Raw genomic sequence first — 17,316 nt, forward strand, 5'->3', positions numbered from 1 at the left:
GCCGGTAGCGTCACGCTTCGCCTTCTTCTTCCTCTTCGCTGTGGATGCCCTTCGCCAGGTCCCACAGGCTGCGGCCGTCCGCGAGGAGCCAGCGAGTCGTCCCCTGGTTGGCCACCGGCCGTTCGTCCCATTCGGCATCCGCCCACATCTTCGACACCAGCCCGGACGGCGAGTACTGCTGCTCGTCGTACGCCCACAGGATCGACTTGGTTCGGTGATTGACCCAGGTCGCCTGACGCCGCCGTTCGTCCTGGACAAGCCACTCTTCCATGGCGTCGCGCTCGGGCTCGTTCTGAGCCACGTACTGGAGAGGGGCTCCGTCCTTGATCACACGGCGGTCGACCAGGAGCGGCACGGTGTTCGGGCGACGCTGCTTGCGCTCCTTCGCGGGAGGTACGGGAACGGCAACGCCCTCGGCCAGGTCGCCGAGGACGTGCTTCGCTAGCTCTCGGCACGTCTCCGCGGTCTGGAAGGCGGTCCTGATCTGGGGACGTGGCCCGTAACGAGCGACGATCTGGTGCGTCAGCCGACGCACCAGATCCGGTACGAGGGCAGGGATCTTCTCCAGGACCTCGCTGTCCCAGTCGAAGTCGGGGTCATCAATGCTCGTGGCACCGAGATGCTGGAAGATCAGGTGGGTGACGAGAAAACCACCATGCTCCGCGGTTGCCGCCTCGCGGCTGTTCTGCCCACTGCCCAGTTCGTAGACCGCGCTCCGTGCCGCGCGCAGCGTGAGCACGGACCGCCACACCTTCTGCGGCGAGGGTTCACGTTTGAACAGCAGGGTGTGGCTGCCCTTGGGGCCCTGCTCCCAGAGGTTCTCCGTGGAACTGGCGGCCCGGGCGGCCTGTTCCGCATCCGGGTGCAGGCACGCGAGTGCGAGAGCGACTTCGTCCAGTGAGCAACCGGTCTCGGGCGCAGCAACCGGCTCGCCGCGCTTGATCACGTACTGCTTGCGCAGCTCGGCGCGCAGGTTGGCCTTGATCGCCTGGTGCACCGGTTCCAGCGCGATGTGATCGCGCTGCTCGATGGCGTTCTGCCGGTTCGCCGCCTGCGAGACCTGGACGCCGAATTCCCGGTCTTTCTGCGTGTTGATGACCTTGATGCTCAGGGTGGCGTTGGCTGCGGCCTCACCATCGTCGTGCATCGACCTGGCGACAGCCCGTACCGTCTGAGCGCCGTTGACGATGCTCGCCCCCGTCACGGTGAGAGTGGTCGGCTTGCTCTGCGGTGCCCTGGCGCTGTCGTTCTCCGCCGTGAGCGAGTCGCAGATCATGGTGATGCCGTTGTTCAGGTGCCAGAACCTGGTGGGATCGGAGGTAAGAGTCAGACCGATCTCCGCATTGGTGACGGTGGTCCCGAGTGGGGCCCGGAGATTCTGCTCGAACAGGCCCGTACCGTGCGTCTCGTACCACTCGGCGACGCTCTCGGCGGATACCGTGCCCTGATAAGCCTTGAGTGGTCCCTTCTGCTCGTACCAGTCGTCAAGGCGTACCTTCAGACAGATCGGCTCCGGCCGAAGATCCGCATGGATCTGGTCATGGAAGTCCGCGGCGTACAGCACCTCGACGCTCATGCGGGCACCATGCTTGTTGAACTCGGCGAGAGCGTTGTCGAGAACCTCGCGCGCGGGTGGAGAGGGCTCTACAGTGCCCATCAGCGCGATGACCAGAGTGGCTCGCTCGTTGATGATGAACGGCCGGGCCTCCAAGGCGAGCGCGCCGGCACGCTGGTTGAACTGGTCGTACAACTCGTTCTCGATACGGTTCAGACCGTCCACCATCGCCTTGGCGGCGCCCACGTCGAAGGTCGCCGTGCCCTTGTCGCTCCACTTCGCCTGGACGAGCAGAGCCCGCCCGCTGTCTGGCAGGGGAGCGATGGCGTCCATTCCCTGGTCCGCGATGCCGTCCGTGACGAACCGAGCCGCCTCGGCCACACTGCACTTGGCCACGCGTCGTACCGCGAGGGCTGCAAGAGCACGGGAGAGAAAACGCTGTTCGTAGTTGTCGCCTCGGAAGTGGGCGATATCGCTGTCGTCTATCACCCCGTCGAATGTCTCGTGCAGCTGCTCGCGCACCTGCGTGACCTGGCGAGGTGTGTCCGCCCCCGAGGTGGCCATGAATGATTGCCTTCCCACTGATGGTGTCTTGTTGATGGCCTGGGCCAGCGCCTAGATCCCCGAGCCGTTGCCACGCTGCCGGAGGCTGAAGTCCACGACCAGCAAAGCAACGCCAGCCGTGTCGATCGAGGCCTCCACCCACTCCAAGGCCACCTGGAAGGGCACGCCGCTCGCGCCGAGCCAACCGTCGCGCACCAGCCCGGCAAAGCTGGTGTGTGCCAGGTGGCGGGTGAGCACGCGCAAGGAAAGGCCGGGGAGACCGGTCTCCCCTGCGTCCGAGATCGCTCCGGCGAACTGGCCGTAGGGGTAGATCGCACCGGAACTCGTCCGGTGCAGAGCGGCGGTGAAGGGCTCCGGCTCATGAACGCGGAGGAAGAGAGGGTCGTCCAGCAAGCTGTAATCGTCGGCGCTCCGCCAGTCGCGTGTCGACAGGCGGTGAGCACGGCTGCGGAACTCGTCCAGGCCGCGCCAGGTGTCAGGGGAGAGGAATCCGTTGGGGCCGGGACGCAGGTAGCGCAGCGTGACGAGCGTCCGGGTGTCGAAGTGGTAGTAGTGGGCGTCGAGGGAGCCCTCCCCGCCTTCGACCACCCGCTGATCGGTTATCGACGTGGCTTCCAAGTCATAACTATGGCGGCCTTTGCGATTCGAGAACGCGCGGACGACGACCTCTCCGGCACCACGGAACCTCTCCGCCGCCTGCCCACGGACATCGTCGAACATCGGCTGAATCTCAGTCCCTGTCAGCCCGCTGACAAAGGCTGCCCGGGCGGCTGTCCTGTCCCAGCGACGCACCTCGGAGAAGTCGCTCGGGGTCAGCCCGGCTATCTTGGCGAAAAGCAGAAGGGCGTCGCGCTCATCACGCCAGCGGAGCTCTCCCTCGCTCCAGCCTTCGGCTTCGTCGAGCAGCGGCAGCAGCCTCTGGACTTCGGCCTCGACATCAGGGGAGATCCGCCTCAGATTGGCGAACACGGTGCCCGCACCGACCGTGACAGGACCGCTTTCCGGTAACGACACGGAGAGCTCGGCGTCTGACTCGCCGTCGGCGCACCAGAGCCCTGAGACAGGCACCAGGCTTCGAAGGCTTCGTGCACGGGTAACGACGACCTTCCGGTCTCGGTCGGTCTGTCGAGCAGGGCGCACGATGCCCAGGCCCCAGATCCGCTCCTGTTGCTCCCGGTCGCGTTCATCGCCCTGCTCGTCGGAAGGAACAAGCAGGATCGCGAGGTGTGACTTGACCTCGGGCCAGTCACGGCAGGACTCGGAGTAGGACCTTTCCTTGGTGCGGCCTTTGGTGAGGTCCTCAGCGAGCAGACGAAGAAAGCCACTGTCAGGGCGCAGAATCGCCAGCCGCGGCGATCGCGCCGAAGACGGTAAATCTGCCCGCCTCGGTTGTGCGAATGTCATCCACTCCCCCGAACCGCCTGCCACCACGCCGAGCCAGGCTCAGGGGGATGGTAGCGCGCCAGTTCCAGCATCCGGCTTACACGTCCCTAGTTCTCGCCGTTCTCGCCGCCCCGGCCGGCTCCGTTACGTCTTCGCCCAGTTCCTCGGGGACCGGGCCGACGGACTCACCGTTTGCCTGGCACGCGCGCAGGTCGCCGTCCCCGCGTCAAACGGCCCCCTGGAATCGATGTTGTCCCGCATGGTCGTCGAGCCGATCGAAGAGACTTCGGCCACCACTCTGCGGTCCTTCGTCGCCAATTGAGGCCCGCACGGGACAGGTGCGCCATCGACACCATGTCCGGCTCCGCCACCTTCGCCGCACATCCCCCGTTCACCGTACTCACCCCGACCCCGTCCACCTCACCACCCAATGCACCGGACTCATCACCTTGATCAAGCCTGACGCGCTCGCGGGCGACATCCCGCGCCACTCTCCACTCGACAACGCGTGTATGGCTGCCCAAATCCCACACAGCCGTTCTCCAACCTGGCGCACTACGGCTACTTTGATGGCTACGCACGTAGCCGCGCGACCCCGTTTGAACGGGTACGGAACGGGGTTTGATCAGCCCCTCTCTTCCAACAATAAGGGCTCTGACCAGCAGATTCGCTGGCCAATGGGCCAGAGCGGCAGACGAGTCGGGCTGTACGCCGGGTTCTGTACCCCGGTCCCTCGCGGGTGCCGGGGCGACGGCCATCCATCTAGGGCCGGTGTTGCCACCGGCCTCGTGCGGTCTACCCGGGGGCTCGGGCGGGCAGCCCTCGAACGTCCCCGCAGAAGCACCGGGGTGCTTCCTCTTGACCTTGCTCCGGGTGGGGTTTACCTAGCTGCCCAGGTCGCCCTGGGCACTGGTGGTCTCTTACACCACCGTTTCACCCTTACCGAGGACCGAGGTCCCCGGCGGTTTGCTTTCTGTGGCACTGTCCCGCGAGTCGCCTCGGGTGGCCGTTAGCCACCACCCTGCCCTGTGGAGCCCGGACGTTCCTCGGGAAGCCCCCCGTCAAGGGGACTCCACGCGGCCGTCCGCCCGGCTCGTCTGCCGTGTCGACCATGTTACCGGGCGGGCCGGGGTCTTCGGTGCCGAGGACGCCGTCGCCAGCACCGAACCCGCCAGGATCAACGCGAAGGACACGGCGATCGTCGGGGTGAAGCTCTCGCCCAGGAACAGCGCGCCCGCCGCCACCGCCACCGCCGGGTTGACGTACGTGATCACCGTCGAGCGGGTCGGGCCTATCTCCTTGATCAGTTCCAGGAAGGCCACGAAGGCCACCGCCGTGCACAGGACGCCGAGGGCGAGGAGGGAGAGCAGCGCGTTCGTCGAGGGGAGGGAGGAGGGCCAGGTCGCTGCCGCCGCCGGCGCGTAGACCAGGGTCGCCAGGGTGAGGCACGGCGCTATCAGCTGCAGGGTCGGGACGTCCTTCAGGCGGCGGGCCGCTATCAGGGGCGCTGTCGCGTAGCCGATGACCGTCAGGAGGACCTCGCCGAGGGAGCGGGCGTCGCCGCCGGTGAGGTGGGGGACGGTGAGGACCGCCACTCCGGCGAGGCCGATCAGGAGGCCGGTGATGCGTCGTACGCCCAGGTGCTCGCGTTCGCCGCCGAAGTAGCGCGCCGCCACCACGCCCACGATCGGTACACCCGCTATCAGCAGGCCCGCCGTCGAGCTGGACAGGTGGCGTTCCGCGTCGGTCAGGGTGAACCAGGGGCCCATGATCTCTATGCACGCGAAGGCCAGCATCGGGCGCCAGTGGGTGCGGATGGTGAGGAACAGGCCGCCCTTGCGGATCGCCAGCGGGAGGAGGAGCAGCGCGCCCACCGCGCAGCGGGCGAAAACCACCATCGACGGGGACACCTCGTCCACCGCCACCTTGATCATCAGATAGGGGATGCCCCAGATCACTCCCATGAGGGAGAACAGGAACCAGCCGCGTGCAGTCATGCGGCAAGCTTCGCTGTCAGTACCGTGACGCGTCTTGAACGCTGTTGCGGTACGCCGCCGGGGTCACCCCCAGCACCCGGCGGAACCAGCGGGTCATGTGGGCCTGGTCCGCGAAGCCGACGAGCGTGGCGGCCTCCGCGGGGCGCAGGCCCGAATCCAGGAGGGCACGGGCCCGGGTCACCCGGTACTGGGCCAGCCAGGCGTACGGCGGGACGCCCATCGTCGTACGGAAGGTCCGGAGCAGCTGGTAGCGGGAGAGGCCCAGGTCGGCCGCCAGGTCGGCGAGGGAGGGCGGGCAGGTCAGTTCGTCGGCGAGGCGGTCTCGGACGAGGAGGGATATGCCGTGGGCTCCGGGGACCTCGTCCCGCGCCGGTCGCGCCGTGGAGTGGCGGTGGGACAGAGCGGTCAGCAGCCAGGGGAGGCGGGTTTCGGCCTCCAGCGGGTCCGGGCAGGCGGCCAGCTCGGTGTGGGCCCGGCGGAAGGCCGCGGCCAGTTCCGGGTCGTCGACGACCGGGTCCCGGAAGTGCGGTACGGCGTCCAGCGTGCCGTCCGCCAGCAGGGACGGGTCCGCGTACAGGGCACGGTAGGCGTAGCCCTCGGTCGGGGTGGCCGGGCCGCCGGTGTGCATCTCGCCCGGGGCCAGGACGACGATCGAACCGGGGCCGGTGTGGATGTGGCCGCCCCGGTAGGCGATCACCTCGGAACCGTCGACGCACACCCCGATCGTGAACTCGGCGTGCGCGTGCGGGGCGTACACGTGCTTGTCGAAGCGCGCCGTCAGCATGTCGAGCGACGGGCCGCAGCGGCCCAGCCGTGCCCTTGTCCACCGTGCGTGTTCAGCCACCTTCGGCACCCCCTTGCGCTAAGGGTGCAACGTCCTCAGGCCCCGTTTCCATGCCGCGTCCAGGTCGGCGTCCTCCGGGAAGCGACCGTGGATCTCCAGGATCACCATCCCGTGCGCGAATGCCCAGGTGGCACGGGCCAGGTCGAGATCGCCGCCGCAGGCCCGCAGCAGGGGGCGAGCGGCCCTGTCCTCCAGGCCGGGCGGCAGAGCAGCACGCGGCAGGGGGCGTTCCGTGGCCAGGCAGTAGAGGTGGGGGTGGGCCAGGGCGTACACGCGGTACGCCTCCGCCAGCGTCTCCAGGGAGCCGGGGGTACGAGACTCCGCCGCCTCCGCCGCCTCCGCCGTCTCCGCCGCCTCCAGCGCCTCGGCCGACTCCTCCAGCATCTGCGCGATGAGTTCGACCTCCACGGCGTGCTTGTCGGGGAAGTGCTTGTAGAGCGACGGGGCCTTGATGCCCAGGCGGTCGGCCAGGGTGCGCATGGTGAGGACAGCGGGGCCGGACTCCTCCAGCAGGTCCCGGGCCGCCGCCACGATCTCCCGCGCCCTCGGCGTCAGCCGGTCGGGCACGTCGGTCACGTCGGGCACGTCAGTCACGTCAGTCACGTCAGTCACGTCAGTCGCCTCGGTCGCGTCAGTCACGCTGGAAACCCTCCTTCGTCCGCAGTCCGTAGCCGAAGGCGCGATCGTACGAGATGTGGGCCAGCCAGCCGCAGAGCGCGGCGAACGCTGGGGGCCAGGAGAAGTAGGGCTGCGCCGCGTACGCCGCCAGCAGGCCCAGCGGCACCAGCGCCCGGTGCATCGCGTTGTAGTACGGCACCGCGCGCGGCGCCAGCTGCCCCTTCGCCATCCGGGGCGCCTCGTCGAGGGCGACCAGGAAGGTGAGGTCCGGGAGGATCAGGAAGAGCACGGCGAGGGCGCCGGCGAGCCAGCCGTGGTGCACACCCTCCAGGACCGCGAACGCCGTCCAGAACAGGGCGGCGGCCAGCCACGCAGTGCGGCGGGCCACCACGGTGGCGGTGCGGAGGGCGGGGGTGACGTTCGTGGTGCTGGACATGGCTGCCTCCCGAGGGCAATTCAGCTAACGCCGTTAGCCACGACGGTACGGCTAACGGCGTTAGCCGTCAAGCGAGTGCGGTGCGGTCACGGCACCATCCGCTCCAGCGCGTCGAACGCCGCCCCCATCCGCTCCCGGTGGTCCTCGACGATCTCCGCGAACCGGTCGCCCGCCAGCTGGCGGCGTACGGAGGCCACGCACACCGTGCGGTACGCGGCGACGGTCACCGCCGCCACCAGTTCCGGATCGGCGAGCCCGGCCTCGGCCAGCGCAGCGGCCAGCGCCCGCTCCACCTCCTCGACCGCCTCGCGGGCACGGGCCCGCAGCGCCGGCGAGTCGGCCACGACCGGCCAGAAGCCCGCGAAGTTCTCGCCCACACCGCCCAGCGGATGCCGCGCGTCGATGAAGCGGAAGGCCAGGCGGCGCAGCGCCGCGAGCGGGGGCTCGCCGGGCTCACGGCCCCGTACCGCGCCGGCGAAGGCCGCGACGGCCTCCGGGATGCGGTCGAGGAACAGGTCCTCCTTGCGCGGGAAGTAGTTGAAGACGGTCATCGCCGAGAATCCGGCCGCCCGCGCCACCTCCGCGACCGTCACCTGGTCGAAGCCGCGCTCCCGGAACATCACCGTCGCGACGTTCGAGATCCGCTGCCGCGTCTCCCGCTTCTTGCGCTCCCGCAGGGACTCCCCCGGCCTGTTCTCATCCATCGCGTCATCCATCACGTCATCCATCACGAGAAAACTATAGCCGCTCGAAAGTTTTAGTGACTACAGTGAAGCCATGAGCACAAGCATGAGGACTGCACACAAGAACGATTACGACGTGGTGGTGGCCGGTGGCGGGCCCGTCGGGCTCTTCCTCGCCTGCGAGCTGCGGCTCGGCGGTGCGGACGTGCTGGTCGTGGAGCGGCTGGCCGAGGTGGACGAGACCATCAAGGCGGGCGGGATGAACACGGCGGGCGCCGTGACCCTCTACCGGCGCGGGCTGCTGCCCGACCTCACGGCGGCCTGGGAGCGGAACCGGTGGCGGATGCGGGCCTTCCTCGGAGACCGGGAGCAGGAGCCGAAGCAGAAGCAGAAGCAGAAGCAGAAGCAGAAGCAGGGTGCCGATGCTCCCCGGACTCCCCCGAAGTTCGCCGGGCACTTCGCCGGGATCATGATGCGCGGTGACCTGTTCGACGACTCCGACCCCGCGTTCGCCGACATCGGCCCCGCCGACGGCGTCGGCCTCGGTGTCCCGCAGGTGGAGCTGGAGCGGATCCTGGGCGCCCGTGCCGAGCGGCTCGGCGTCGAGGTCCGCCGGGGCGTGGAGCTGACCGGCTTCGACCCGGACGAGGACGCCGACGGTGTGGTCGTACACCTCGGGAGCGGCGAGGACGTCCGTACCGGGTGGCTCGTGGGGTGCGACGGCGGCCGGAGTACCGTCCGCAAGCTCGCCGGGTTCGACTTCCCCGGGACCGAGCCGGAGATCACCGGTTATCAGGCGGTCGTCGAGATGAGCGGGGGCGAGCGGCTGGGGGCCGGGTGGAACACCACCGACGTGGGGACGTACGTCAACGGGCCCTTCCCCGGCCGGATCCTCACCGTCGAGTTCGACGGGCCGCCCGCCGACCTCCCCCACGCTCGGCTTCGCTCGCGCGGGGGGACCCCCATCGCGCCGATCACCGCCGAGGAGCTGCAGGCCGCGCTGCGCCGGGTGTCCGGCGTGGACGAGGTGACCATCCACGAGGTGCACTCCTCGACCCGGTTCACCGACAACGCCCGGCAGGCGAGCGGCTATCGCAAGGGCCGGGTGCTGCTCGCGGGGGACGCGGCGCACGTGCACTCGCCGTTCGGCGGGCAGGGGCTCAACCTCGGGCTCGGCGACGCCATGAACCTCGGCTGGAAGCTGGCCGCCGTGGTGCGCGGGGTCGCGCCCGAGACCCTCCTCGACAGCTACACCGCCGAACGGCACCCGATCGGCGCCTGGGTGCTCGACTGGACCCGCGCCCAGATCGCCGTGATGCGCCCCGACCGGCATGCCCGTGCCCTGCGCCGGGTGGTCACCGATCTCGCGCTGACGTCGGCCGGGACGACGTACCTCGTCAAGCAGATCTCCGGGGTCTGGCAGCACTACGACCTCCCCGGCGACCACCCGCTGACCGGGCAGAGCGCCCCGGACCTCGAACTCGCCGACGGCACCCGGCTCGGCGACCACCTGCACGACGGCCGTGCCGTGCTCCTCGACCTCGTCGACGATCCGAAACTGCGCGCCCGCGCGGAGGGGTACGGCGACCGGGTGGACGTCGTCACCGTGGCCTGTCCGGGGCGGCCGGAGCTGACCGGTCTGCTCGTACGGCCCGACGGGTTCGTGGCCTGGGCCGCGGACCGGGGCGACGGCGGGCACGGGCTGGAGGAGACCCTGGACCACTGGTTCGTCGCCACGTGACCGGCACCGCCGTTTGACCCTGCCGCGACGTCAACGTCTCTACTGGTCCCATGCGGATCGGAGAACTCGCCGCCGCCGTCGGCGTCACCACGCGCACGGTGCGGCACTACCACCATCAGGGCCTGCTGCCCGAGCCCGAGCGGCTCTCGAACGGCTACCGGAACTACACCCTCCGGCACGCCGTCGTCCTCGCCCGGATCCGGCGGCTGACCGAGCTGGGGCTCGGGCTCGCCGAGGTGCGGGACGTGCTCGCGGACGACGCCGGCAAGGACCTCATCGAGGTGCTCACCGAACTGGACGGGGACCTCGCCCGGCAGGAGGCGGAGATCCACGAGCGGCGGCAGCGGCTGCGGGCCCTGCTGGACGCGGGCGAACTGCCCGCCGAGGGGCCCGTCTCGCCCGAACTGGCCGCCCTCTTCGCCGAGACGGCCCCGCGGCTCGCCGGTTCCCCGATGGCCGCCAAGGACCGTGAGGTGTTCGCCCTGATGGAGACGGTGGCCGACCCGGCGGACCGGGCACGGCTGATGTCCCTCGCCGGCGCCATCGCCGGTTCACCGCAGGCGACGGCCCGCGCGCACGAGGCCTACGCCCTGCTCGACGCGCTCGCCGACGCCGGCCTCGACGACCCCCGGGTGGCCGAGGCCGCCCGGGTCATCGCCGGCTGCATCCCCCAGGAGGTGTTCCCCGACGCCGTCATCGACCACGAGGACAGCTTCCTGCGCGCCCTCTACGCCGACCTCGCCCCGGCCCAGGCGGCGGCGGTCCGCCGGGCCCTGGACATCGTCGTGGCCGGAAAAACCGGAGAGCGGCCGTGAAGGCGGCGTACGCCGTGTTCCGGCACGAGCTGCGGCTGCTGGCGAGTCTGGTGCTGTGGGCCGCACGGCGGACCAGAGGGACGGGGGTGCGCTTCGGCTACGCCCGGGGCCAGGGCGCCATGATGTCCGGGCTCGCCTTCGTGTGCGTGATCGAGACGGTCGGCATGGCGGTGCTGCTGCGCAACTGGCCGGCCGTGCACCTCGTCGTCCTCGTCCTGGACGTCTACACGGTCCTCTTCGTCATCGGGCTGCACGCGGCCTCCGTCGTCCACCCGCACCTGCTGACCCCGGACGCGCTGCACGTCCGCAACGGCGTCCGGCTCGACCTGCGCATACCGCTGGACGCGATCAGGGCCGTACGGCGCGAGACGCGCTACCTGCACGAGAAGACGGCCGGCGAACTCGACGTGCCCATCGGCTCGCAGACCTCGGTGACTCTCGAACTCGCCGAGCCCGTCGCCCACTTCAGCCTGCTGGGCCGTCGGCAGGAGGTGCGCGTCGTCCGCTTCCACGCCGACGACGCCACCGATCTCGTACGACAACTCACCGCAGCACGACGGCTCACCGCAGCACGACGGCTCACGCAGGCGCGAAGCGCACCTTCGTCGTCCCCGGGTCGGCCTCCGTCAGCCGCACCGGCAGCCGTTCGCCCAGCGGGAGAGGTGCGTCGGCCTCGATCCGGCCTATGACGGCGGGCTGCTGCAACAGCACCTTCCCCACGGTCGGCTGACGCGGCTCGACCTCCACCACGCACCCGTCGAACACCTCCCCGACCCGGTCCTTGAGCAGGGCCGCCTCGACGATGTCGACGCACTCCCGCTCCAGGGTGCCGGCGCGCCGCGAGCCCTCGGCCATCTGCTTGGGGAGCGTGTCCAGCGCCGTCAGCACCCAGTCGGGCGGCTCCTCGCCGGCGGCCGCCGCCAGGCACAGTTCCGAGGCGAAGCGGTCGGCCAGGCGGCGCAGCGGGGCGGTGCAGTGGGCGTAGGGGGCGGCGACGGCGGCGTGGGTGGTGACCGCGGGCAGGGCGCCGTCGCGGAAAACCGTGTAGCCGGCGCCGCGCAGCAGCGTGGTGCACTCCTGGAGGAAGGCCGCGTGGCGGGGGCGGTGCGGGTTCAGGGAGCGGATCAGCGCGGCGTACGAGACATGGTGCGGCCACTCGATGCGCAGCGCGTGCGCGGTACGGCGCAGGCGGGCGACCGCGCCGTCGGGGGCGGTCGGCAGGGTGCGCAGGACGCCGGTGCCGTAGGCCAGCATCAGGTCGGCGGCGGCCATGCCGGTGAGCAGGGAGATCTGGGCGTTCCAGGCGTCGGCGGGCAGCGGGGCGCGGTAGCTGAGCTCGTAGGTGTGGTCGTACTCGACGATCTCCTGCTCCGGCACGTTGAGGGAGATGCCGCCGCGCTCCACTTCCAGGCGTTCGCGGGCCTCGCCGATCTCCCTGAGGAGTGCGACGGGTTCCTCGGCGGTCTTCTCGTCGATCCGTTTCTGCACGCCCGCGTAGTCGAGTTTGGCCCGGCTGCGGACGAGGGCCCGGCGGACCTCGGCGGTCAGCGTCCGTCCGTCTCCGTCCAGGTCGATGGTCCACAGGACGGCCGGGCAGGCCTGGCCGGGGAGCAGACTGGCCGCGCCCTCGCTCAGCACGGTGGGGTGCAGCGGGACCTTCTCGTCGGGAAAGTAGAGGGTGTTCACACGGTGGTGCGCCTCGGAGTCCAGTGCGCCGCCGGGTACGACGAAGGCGGCGACGTCGGCGATGGCGTACCGGACGCGGTAGCCGCCGTCGTGCCGGGACAGGTGCATCGCCTGGTCCAGGTCGTCGGCGGTGGGCGGGTCGACGGTGAAGAAGGGGATGTCGGTCGCGTCGTGGCCGGGCACGGCGGGGAACCTGGCGACGCCCTCGGCCTCCGCGAGGACCTCGGGCGGGAAGCTCTCGGGGATGTGCAGGTCGGCCCGGAGCGCGGCGAGCGCGGCCCGGAGGGGGGCCTCGGGGGCACCCTTGACGCGGATGTGGCGGCGGGGCATAGGACGAGCGTAGTCACAGGACGCCGGTCCGGCGCTTTACGCTGGCGCGAAGCGTTGATGATGAAACGTCGGTCATGAACGCCGGCCCTGGACGCCGGTCGTGAACGTCGTTGGTGAAGAGGAGTACCTGTGCTGGTCCTGCTGCCGCCCTCGGAGGGCAAGGCGTCCTCGGGCCGTGGTGCCCCGCTGAAGCCGGAGTCGCTGTCCCTGCCGGGGCTCGCTGCGGCCCGCGTGGCCGTGCTCGCCGAACTGGTCGACCTGTGCACCGGTGACGAGGAGAAGGCCCGCGAGGTGCTCGGGCTGAGCGAGGGACTGCGCGGCGAGGTCGCCAAGAACGCGGCGCTGCGGACGGCGGGCGCGCGGCCGGCCGGGGAGATCTACACCGGGGTGCTGTACGACGCCCTCGGCCTCGCCTCCCTGGACGCCGCGGCGAAGAAGCGGGCCGCGCGGTCGCTGCTGGTCTTCTCGGGGCTGTGGGGCGCGGTCCGGGTGACGGACCGGATCCCGTCGTACCGCTGCTCGATGGGGGTGAAGCTGCCGGGGCTGGGCGCGCTCGGCACGCACTGGCGCAAGCCGATGGCCGAGGTGCTGCCGGAGGCGGCCGGGACGGGGCTGGTGCTGGATCTGCGGTCGGCGGCGTACGCGGCCGCGTGGCGGCCGAAGGGGGAAGTGGCCTCGCGGACGGCGACCGTACGGGTGCTGCACGCGCCGACCCGGAAGGTGGTCAGCCACTTCAACAAGGCGACGAAGGGGCGGATGGTGCGCAGTCTGCTGGCCGCCGGGATCGCGCCGGCTGGTCCGGCTGAGCTGGTGGAGGCGCTGCGGGAGCTGGGGTACGAGGTGGAGGTGGAGGCGCCCGCGAAGGCGGGGCAGGCCTGGTCGCTGGATGTGCTGGTGACAGAGGTCCACTGAAGCGTCGCACTGCACGGGTGCAGTGGCGTGGCGTGGCATGGCATGGCATGGAGTGGCATGGAGCGGCATGGAGTTGCAGTATGCGCAATGAGCTTTGCGTGCTCTGCATCGCCTCGGCAGGATGGCGCCATGCCCACCTCCGTGCTGGACCTCGCGCCCGTCGTCCCCGTCGTCGTCATCGAGGACGCCGCCGCCGCCGTGCCGCTGGCGCGGGCACTCGTGGACGGCGGGCTGCCCGTCATCGAGGTGACCCTGCGGACACCGGCCGCGCTCGACGCCATCCGGGCCGTGGCCGGTGCGGTGCCGGAGGCGGTGATCGGTGCGGGTACGGTCCTCACGCCCGCGCAGGTGGCCGAGTGCGTCGCGGCCGGGGCGCGGTTCCTGGTCAGTCCCGGGTGGACGGACGGGCTGCTGGCGGCGATGACCGCGTCCGGGGTGCCGTACCTGCCGGGGGTGTCGACCGCCTCGGAGGTGGTGGCGCTGCTCGAACGCGGGGTGCGGGAGATGAAGTTCTTCCCGGCGCAGGCCGCCGGCGGCACGGCCTACCTCAGGTCGCTCGCCGGTCCGCTGCCGCAGGCCCGCTTCTGCCCGACGGGAGGGATCGGCCCGGACAACGCGCCGGAGTACCTCGCCCTCCCGAACGTCGGCTGCGTGGGCGGTACCTGGATGGTCCCGGCGGACGCCGTCGCCGCCGGTGACTGGGCCCGGGTCCGGGAGCTGGCCCGGGCCGCGGCGGGGCTCCGGCCCGGGGTCAGGGACGCAGGTGGGACGTGTCGTTGAAGAGACGTACGCTCGCGTTGCCGTCCGCGTAGTACGCCACGGCCGACAGCGAGGCCGCCGACAGTTCCATGCGGAACAGGGACTGGAGCGGGGCGCCGAGGGCGAGTTGCACGAACGTCTTGATCGGCGTGACGTGCGTGACGAGCAGGACCGTGCGGCCGGCGTAGGCCGCGATCAGCTTGTCCCGGGTGGCCGCGATACGCGCCGCCGTCTCGGCGAAGCTCTCGCCGCCGCCGGTGGGGTGGGCCGACGGGTCGGCCAGCCAGGTGGTCAGGTCGTCGGGGTAGCGCTCGCGGACCTCGCCGAAGGTGAGGCCCTCCCAGGCGCCGAAGTCCGTCTCCTTGATGCCCTCCTCGATCGTGACGTCGAGGCCGAGGCGCTCGGCCACCGCCGCGGCGGTCTGCCGGGTGCGGGTGAGGGGGGAGGCGAGGATCGTCTCGATCGTGCCACGGCGGGCGAGGGCCTCGGCGGCGCGCTGCGCCTGCTCCAGGCCGACGGGAGACAGTTCCGGGTTGGTGCCGCCGCTGCCGGAGAAGCGTTTCTGGGGGGTGAGGGGGGTTTCGCCGTGGCGGAGAAGGACGAAGGTGGCAGGGGCGCCCATGTCTGGCGACGAGGCCCAGCCGACGGTGGGCTTGGTCGCTGTCGCCACATTGCGCGCGGCGCGGGAGTCGACGTCGGTTGCCTCGGCAGTCGTCACAGTGCCGGCCGGTGGGGGCTGGTCGCGCCCGCGCGGCGGAGCCGCAAATGTCTCAGCCCCGCGCCCCTTGCGGGGCGCTGTGGCGCGGGCGCCGAATTCCGCAGTAGACGCCGAAGCCGACCACTGTTCGCCCCGCTTGCCCGCGTCCATCGCCTCGTTGGCCAAGCGGTCCGCGTGCTTGTTGTTCTCGCGCGGGATCCACTCGTACGTCACCTGCGCCGCGGGGAAGACCCGGGCCGCCTCCGTCGCCAGCGGCTTCATGTCGGGGTGTTTGATCTTCCAGCGGCCGGACATCTGCTCGATGACCAGCTTGGAGTCCATGCGGACGTGGACGGCGGCGGTCGGGTCCAGGGCGTGGGCCGCGCGCAGGCCTGCCAGCAGGCCGCGGTACTCGGCGACGTTGTTGGTGACGACGCCGAGGTACTCGGCCGCCTCCGTCAGCGTCTCGCCGGTCGCCGCGTCGATGACCACCGCGCCGTAGCCGGCCGGCCCCGGGTTGCCCCGGGAGCCGCCGTCCGCCTCGACGATGAACTCCCTTGCCACGTAAGCCCCTTGTGTCCTCTTGCGACCCTTGCAGTCCTTATAGACCCTTGCGGGACTTACAACCTCTAACGGCAGCTGTTTCTTCCAGCAGCCCTTAGAGGCTCTTGCAACTGCAACCCCTTACAGACCCGACTCGGCCGTGCGCACCAGGATGCGGCGGCAGTTCTCGCAGCGCACCACGGTGTCGGGCGCGGCCGCGCGGATCTCGCTGAGCTCGGTGATGGCGAGCTCCTGGCGGCAGCCCTGGCAGGTGCGGGCGTACAGCTTGGCGGCGCCGATGCCGCCCTGCTGCGCGCGCAGCTTGTCGTAGAGCTTCAGCAGGTCCTCCGGGACCGAGCCCGCGATGACCTCGCGCTCCTTGGTGACCGTCGCCACCTCGGCGTCGATCTGCTCGGCGGCGGTGTCCCGGCGGGCGGTCGCCTCGTCGATCCGGCCCTGGACCGCGCCGACCCGCTCGGTCAGCTCGGCGACCCGCTCCTGCACGGACTCGCGGCGCTCCATGACCTCCAGGACGACGTCCTCCAGATCGCCCTGGCGCTTGGCGAGGGAGACGATCTCCTTCTGGAGGTTCTCCAGGTCCTTCGGGGAGGTGACCGCGCCGGAGTCCAGGCGCTGCTGGTCGCGGGCGGCGCGCTGGCGCACCTGGTCCACGTCCTGCTCGGCCTTGGTCTGCTCGCGGGCGGTGTCGCTCTCCTCGGTCTGCGCGGCCACGAGCAGGTCGCGCAGCTGGGTGAGGTCCTTGGTCAGCGACTCGATCTCGGCGTGCTCGGGCAGCGACTTCCGCTTGTGCGCCAGCTGCTGAAGGCGGACGTCCAGGGCCTGGACGTCGAGGAGTCGGATCTGGTCGGCGGGCGCGGCGTTCAGTTGGGGGCTCCAAGGGACGGTGAGTGGCTGGTCCAGGGGTCGGTGACCGTCTTGGAGACGTGCACGCGCAGATCCCAGCCATGGCGGTCGGAGATTTCGTCGAGCTGGGCGGCGGCCAGCTCGCACCAGGGCCATTCGGTGGCCCAGTGCGCCGCGTCGAGCAGCGCGAGGGGGCTGTGGGCGACCGCTTCCGACGCCGGGTGGTGGCGCAGGTCGGCGGTGAGGAAGGCGTCCACCCCGGCGGCGCGTACGACGTCGAAGAGGCTGTCGCCGGAGCCGCCGCTGACGGCGATCGTGCGGACGAGGGCCTCGGGGTCGCCGGCGACGCGGATGCCCTGTGCGGTGGCGGGGAGGCGGGCCGCGGCCCGTTCCGCCAGCTCCCGGACGGTGACCGGGTGGTCCAGCTCGCAGACGCGGCCCAGGCCCCGGCGGCCCTCCGGGTCGGTCGGGTCCGGCACGAGGGGGCGTACGACCCGCAGGTCAAGGGCGCCCGCGAGTGCGTCGGAGACGCCCGGGTCGGCGGTGTCGGCGTTGGTGTGGACGACGTGCAGCGCGATGTCGTTCTTGATCAGGGTGTGCACGGCCCGGCCCTTGAAGTGGGAGGCCGCGACCGTCGTCGTACCGCGCAGGTAGAGCGGGTGGTGGGTGACCAGCAGGTCGGCACCGAGCTTCACCGCCTCGTCGACGATCTGCTGGACCGGGTCGACGGCGAAGAGGACCCGCGTGACCTCCTGGTCGGGGTCGCCCGCGACCGTACCGACCGCGTCCCAGGACTCGGCCCGCTCGGCGGGCCACAGGTTGTCCAGCGCGGCGATGACTTCTGACAGACGGGGCACGGGGAAAGGCTACCTGCCTGTTCCACGGGGCT

15 protein-coding genes, 1 other RNA gene and 1 pseudogene are annotated in these 17,316 nt (G+C 70.8%); 5 read left to right on the forward strand and 12 right to left on the reverse strand.

Going from position 1 to position 17,316, the window contains the following annotated elements:
- Window positions 1-10 precede the first annotated feature (10 nt).
- From SSP29_RS16305 to SSP29_RS16340, 8 genes and pseudogenes are all read right to left on the reverse strand, one after another.
- Window positions 11-2,119, reverse strand: a complete 2,109-nt coding sequence (locus tag SSP29_RS16305; RefSeq protein ID WP_089101353.1) for an AIPR family protein — start codon at window positions 2,117-2,119, stop codon at window positions 11-13.
- 51 nt (window positions 2,120-2,170) lie between these two features.
- A complete protein-coding gene (locus tag SSP29_RS16310) occupies window positions 2,171-3,523 on the reverse strand; it encodes a hypothetical protein (protein WP_145968902.1) in 1,353 nt (450 codons plus the stop codon).
- Between the two features lie 670 nt (window positions 3,524-4,193).
- Window positions 4,194-4,598: RNase P RNA component class A (gene rnpB / locus SSP29_RS16315), an RNA gene on the reverse strand.
- Window positions 4,599-4,716: 118 nt separating this feature from the next.
- Window positions 4,717-5,499 (reverse strand): annotated as a pseudogene (locus SSP29_RS61210) (DMT family transporter); the annotation flags it as partial.
- A 16-nt stretch (window positions 5,500-5,515) separates the two neighbouring features.
- Window positions 5,516-6,283, reverse strand: coding sequence for an AraC family transcriptional regulator (locus SSP29_RS16325; RefSeq protein ID WP_089101355.1), 768 nt, complete (start codon window positions 6,281-6,283; stop codon window positions 5,516-5,518).
- A 78-nt stretch (window positions 6,284-6,361) separates the two neighbouring features.
- A complete protein-coding gene (locus SSP29_RS16330) occupies window positions 6,362-6,898 on the reverse strand; it encodes a TetR/AcrR family transcriptional regulator (protein WP_089101644.1) in 537 nt (178 codons plus the stop codon).
- Between the two features lie 76 nt (window positions 6,899-6,974).
- Window positions 6,975-7,397 (reverse strand): DUF4260 family protein, encoded by a 423-nt coding sequence (locus SSP29_RS16335; RefSeq protein ID WP_089101356.1) that lies wholly within the window; start codon window positions 7,395-7,397, stop codon window positions 6,975-6,977.
- Window positions 7,398-7,483: 86 nt separating this feature from the next.
- Window positions 7,484-8,101, reverse strand: a complete 618-nt coding sequence (locus SSP29_RS16340; protein WP_245883112.1) for a TetR/AcrR family transcriptional regulator — start codon at window positions 8,099-8,101, stop codon at window positions 7,484-7,486.
- A 73-nt stretch (window positions 8,102-8,174) separates the two neighbouring features.
- Here SSP29_RS16340 and SSP29_RS16345 point away from each other — a divergent pair, with 73 nt between their 5' ends.
- From SSP29_RS16345 to SSP29_RS16355, 3 genes are read left to right on the forward strand one after another with little or no spacing between them, the layout of a single operon-like run.
- Complete coding sequence (locus tag SSP29_RS16345; RefSeq protein WP_150134287.1) at window positions 8,175-9,821, forward strand: FAD-dependent monooxygenase; 1,647 nt, start codon at window positions 8,175-8,177, stop codon at window positions 9,819-9,821.
- 50 nt (window positions 9,822-9,871) lie between these two features.
- Window positions 9,872-10,636 carry a MerR family transcriptional regulator gene (locus SSP29_RS16350; protein ID WP_089101359.1) on the forward strand — a complete coding sequence of 255 codons (765 nt, stop codon included), beginning with the start codon at window positions 9,872-9,874 and terminating at the stop codon, window positions 10,634-10,636.
- On the forward strand, window positions 10,633-11,325 hold the full coding sequence (locus SSP29_RS16355) for a hypothetical protein (protein ID WP_150134288.1): 693 nt from the start codon (window positions 10,633-10,635) through the stop codon (window positions 11,323-11,325). Before SSP29_RS16350 ends, SSP29_RS16355 begins: the two co-directional genes overlap by 4 nt.
- Here the strand turns inward: SSP29_RS16355 and SSP29_RS16360 are convergent.
- Window positions 11,216-12,652 (reverse strand): RNB domain-containing ribonuclease, encoded by a 1,437-nt coding sequence (locus SSP29_RS16360; protein ID WP_089101360.1) that lies wholly within the window; start codon window positions 12,650-12,652, stop codon window positions 11,216-11,218. The genes SSP29_RS16355 and SSP29_RS16360 overlap by 110 nt on opposite strands.
- A 129-nt stretch (window positions 12,653-12,781) precedes the next feature.
- Between SSP29_RS16360 and yaaA the strand changes: the two genes are divergently transcribed.
- Window positions 12,782-13,564 carry a peroxide stress protein YaaA gene (gene yaaA, locus SSP29_RS16365; RefSeq protein WP_089101361.1) on the forward strand — a complete coding sequence of 261 codons (783 nt, stop codon included), beginning with the start codon at window positions 12,782-12,784 and terminating at the stop codon, window positions 13,562-13,564.
- Between the two features lie 129 nt (window positions 13,565-13,693).
- Window positions 13,694-14,344, forward strand: a complete 651-nt coding sequence (gene eda / locus SSP29_RS16370) for a bifunctional 4-hydroxy-2-oxoglutarate aldolase/2-dehydro-3-deoxy-phosphogluconate aldolase (protein WP_167449925.1) — start codon at window positions 13,694-13,696, stop codon at window positions 14,342-14,344.
- Here eda and SSP29_RS16375 read toward each other — a convergent pair.
- The 3 genes from SSP29_RS16375 to SSP29_RS16385 all read right to left on the reverse strand — a co-directional run bounded on the left by SSP29_RS16375 (window position 14,316) and on the right by SSP29_RS16385 (window position 17,284).
- A complete protein-coding gene (locus SSP29_RS16375; RefSeq protein ID WP_089101363.1) occupies window positions 14,316-15,584 on the reverse strand; it encodes a bifunctional RNase H/acid phosphatase in 1,269 nt (422 codons plus the stop codon). The genes eda and SSP29_RS16375 overlap by 29 nt on opposite strands.
- Window positions 15,585-15,704: 120 nt before the next feature.
- Window positions 15,705-16,448 carry a zinc ribbon domain-containing protein gene (locus tag SSP29_RS16380; protein ID WP_089101645.1) on the reverse strand — a complete coding sequence of 248 codons (744 nt, stop codon included), beginning with the start codon at window positions 16,446-16,448 and terminating at the stop codon, window positions 15,705-15,707.
- A complete protein-coding gene (locus SSP29_RS16385) occupies window positions 16,445-17,284 on the reverse strand; it encodes a Nif3-like dinuclear metal center hexameric protein (protein WP_089101364.1) in 840 nt (279 codons plus the stop codon). The genes SSP29_RS16380 and SSP29_RS16385 overlap by 4 nt, the downstream gene beginning before the upstream one ends.
- Window positions 17,285-17,316 lie beyond the last annotated feature (32 nt).

Origin of the sequence: Streptomyces hyaluromycini (assembly GCF_002217755.1) — a bacterium.
GTDB lineage: Bacteria > Actinomycetota > Actinomycetes > Streptomycetales > Streptomycetaceae > Streptomyces > Streptomyces hyaluromycini.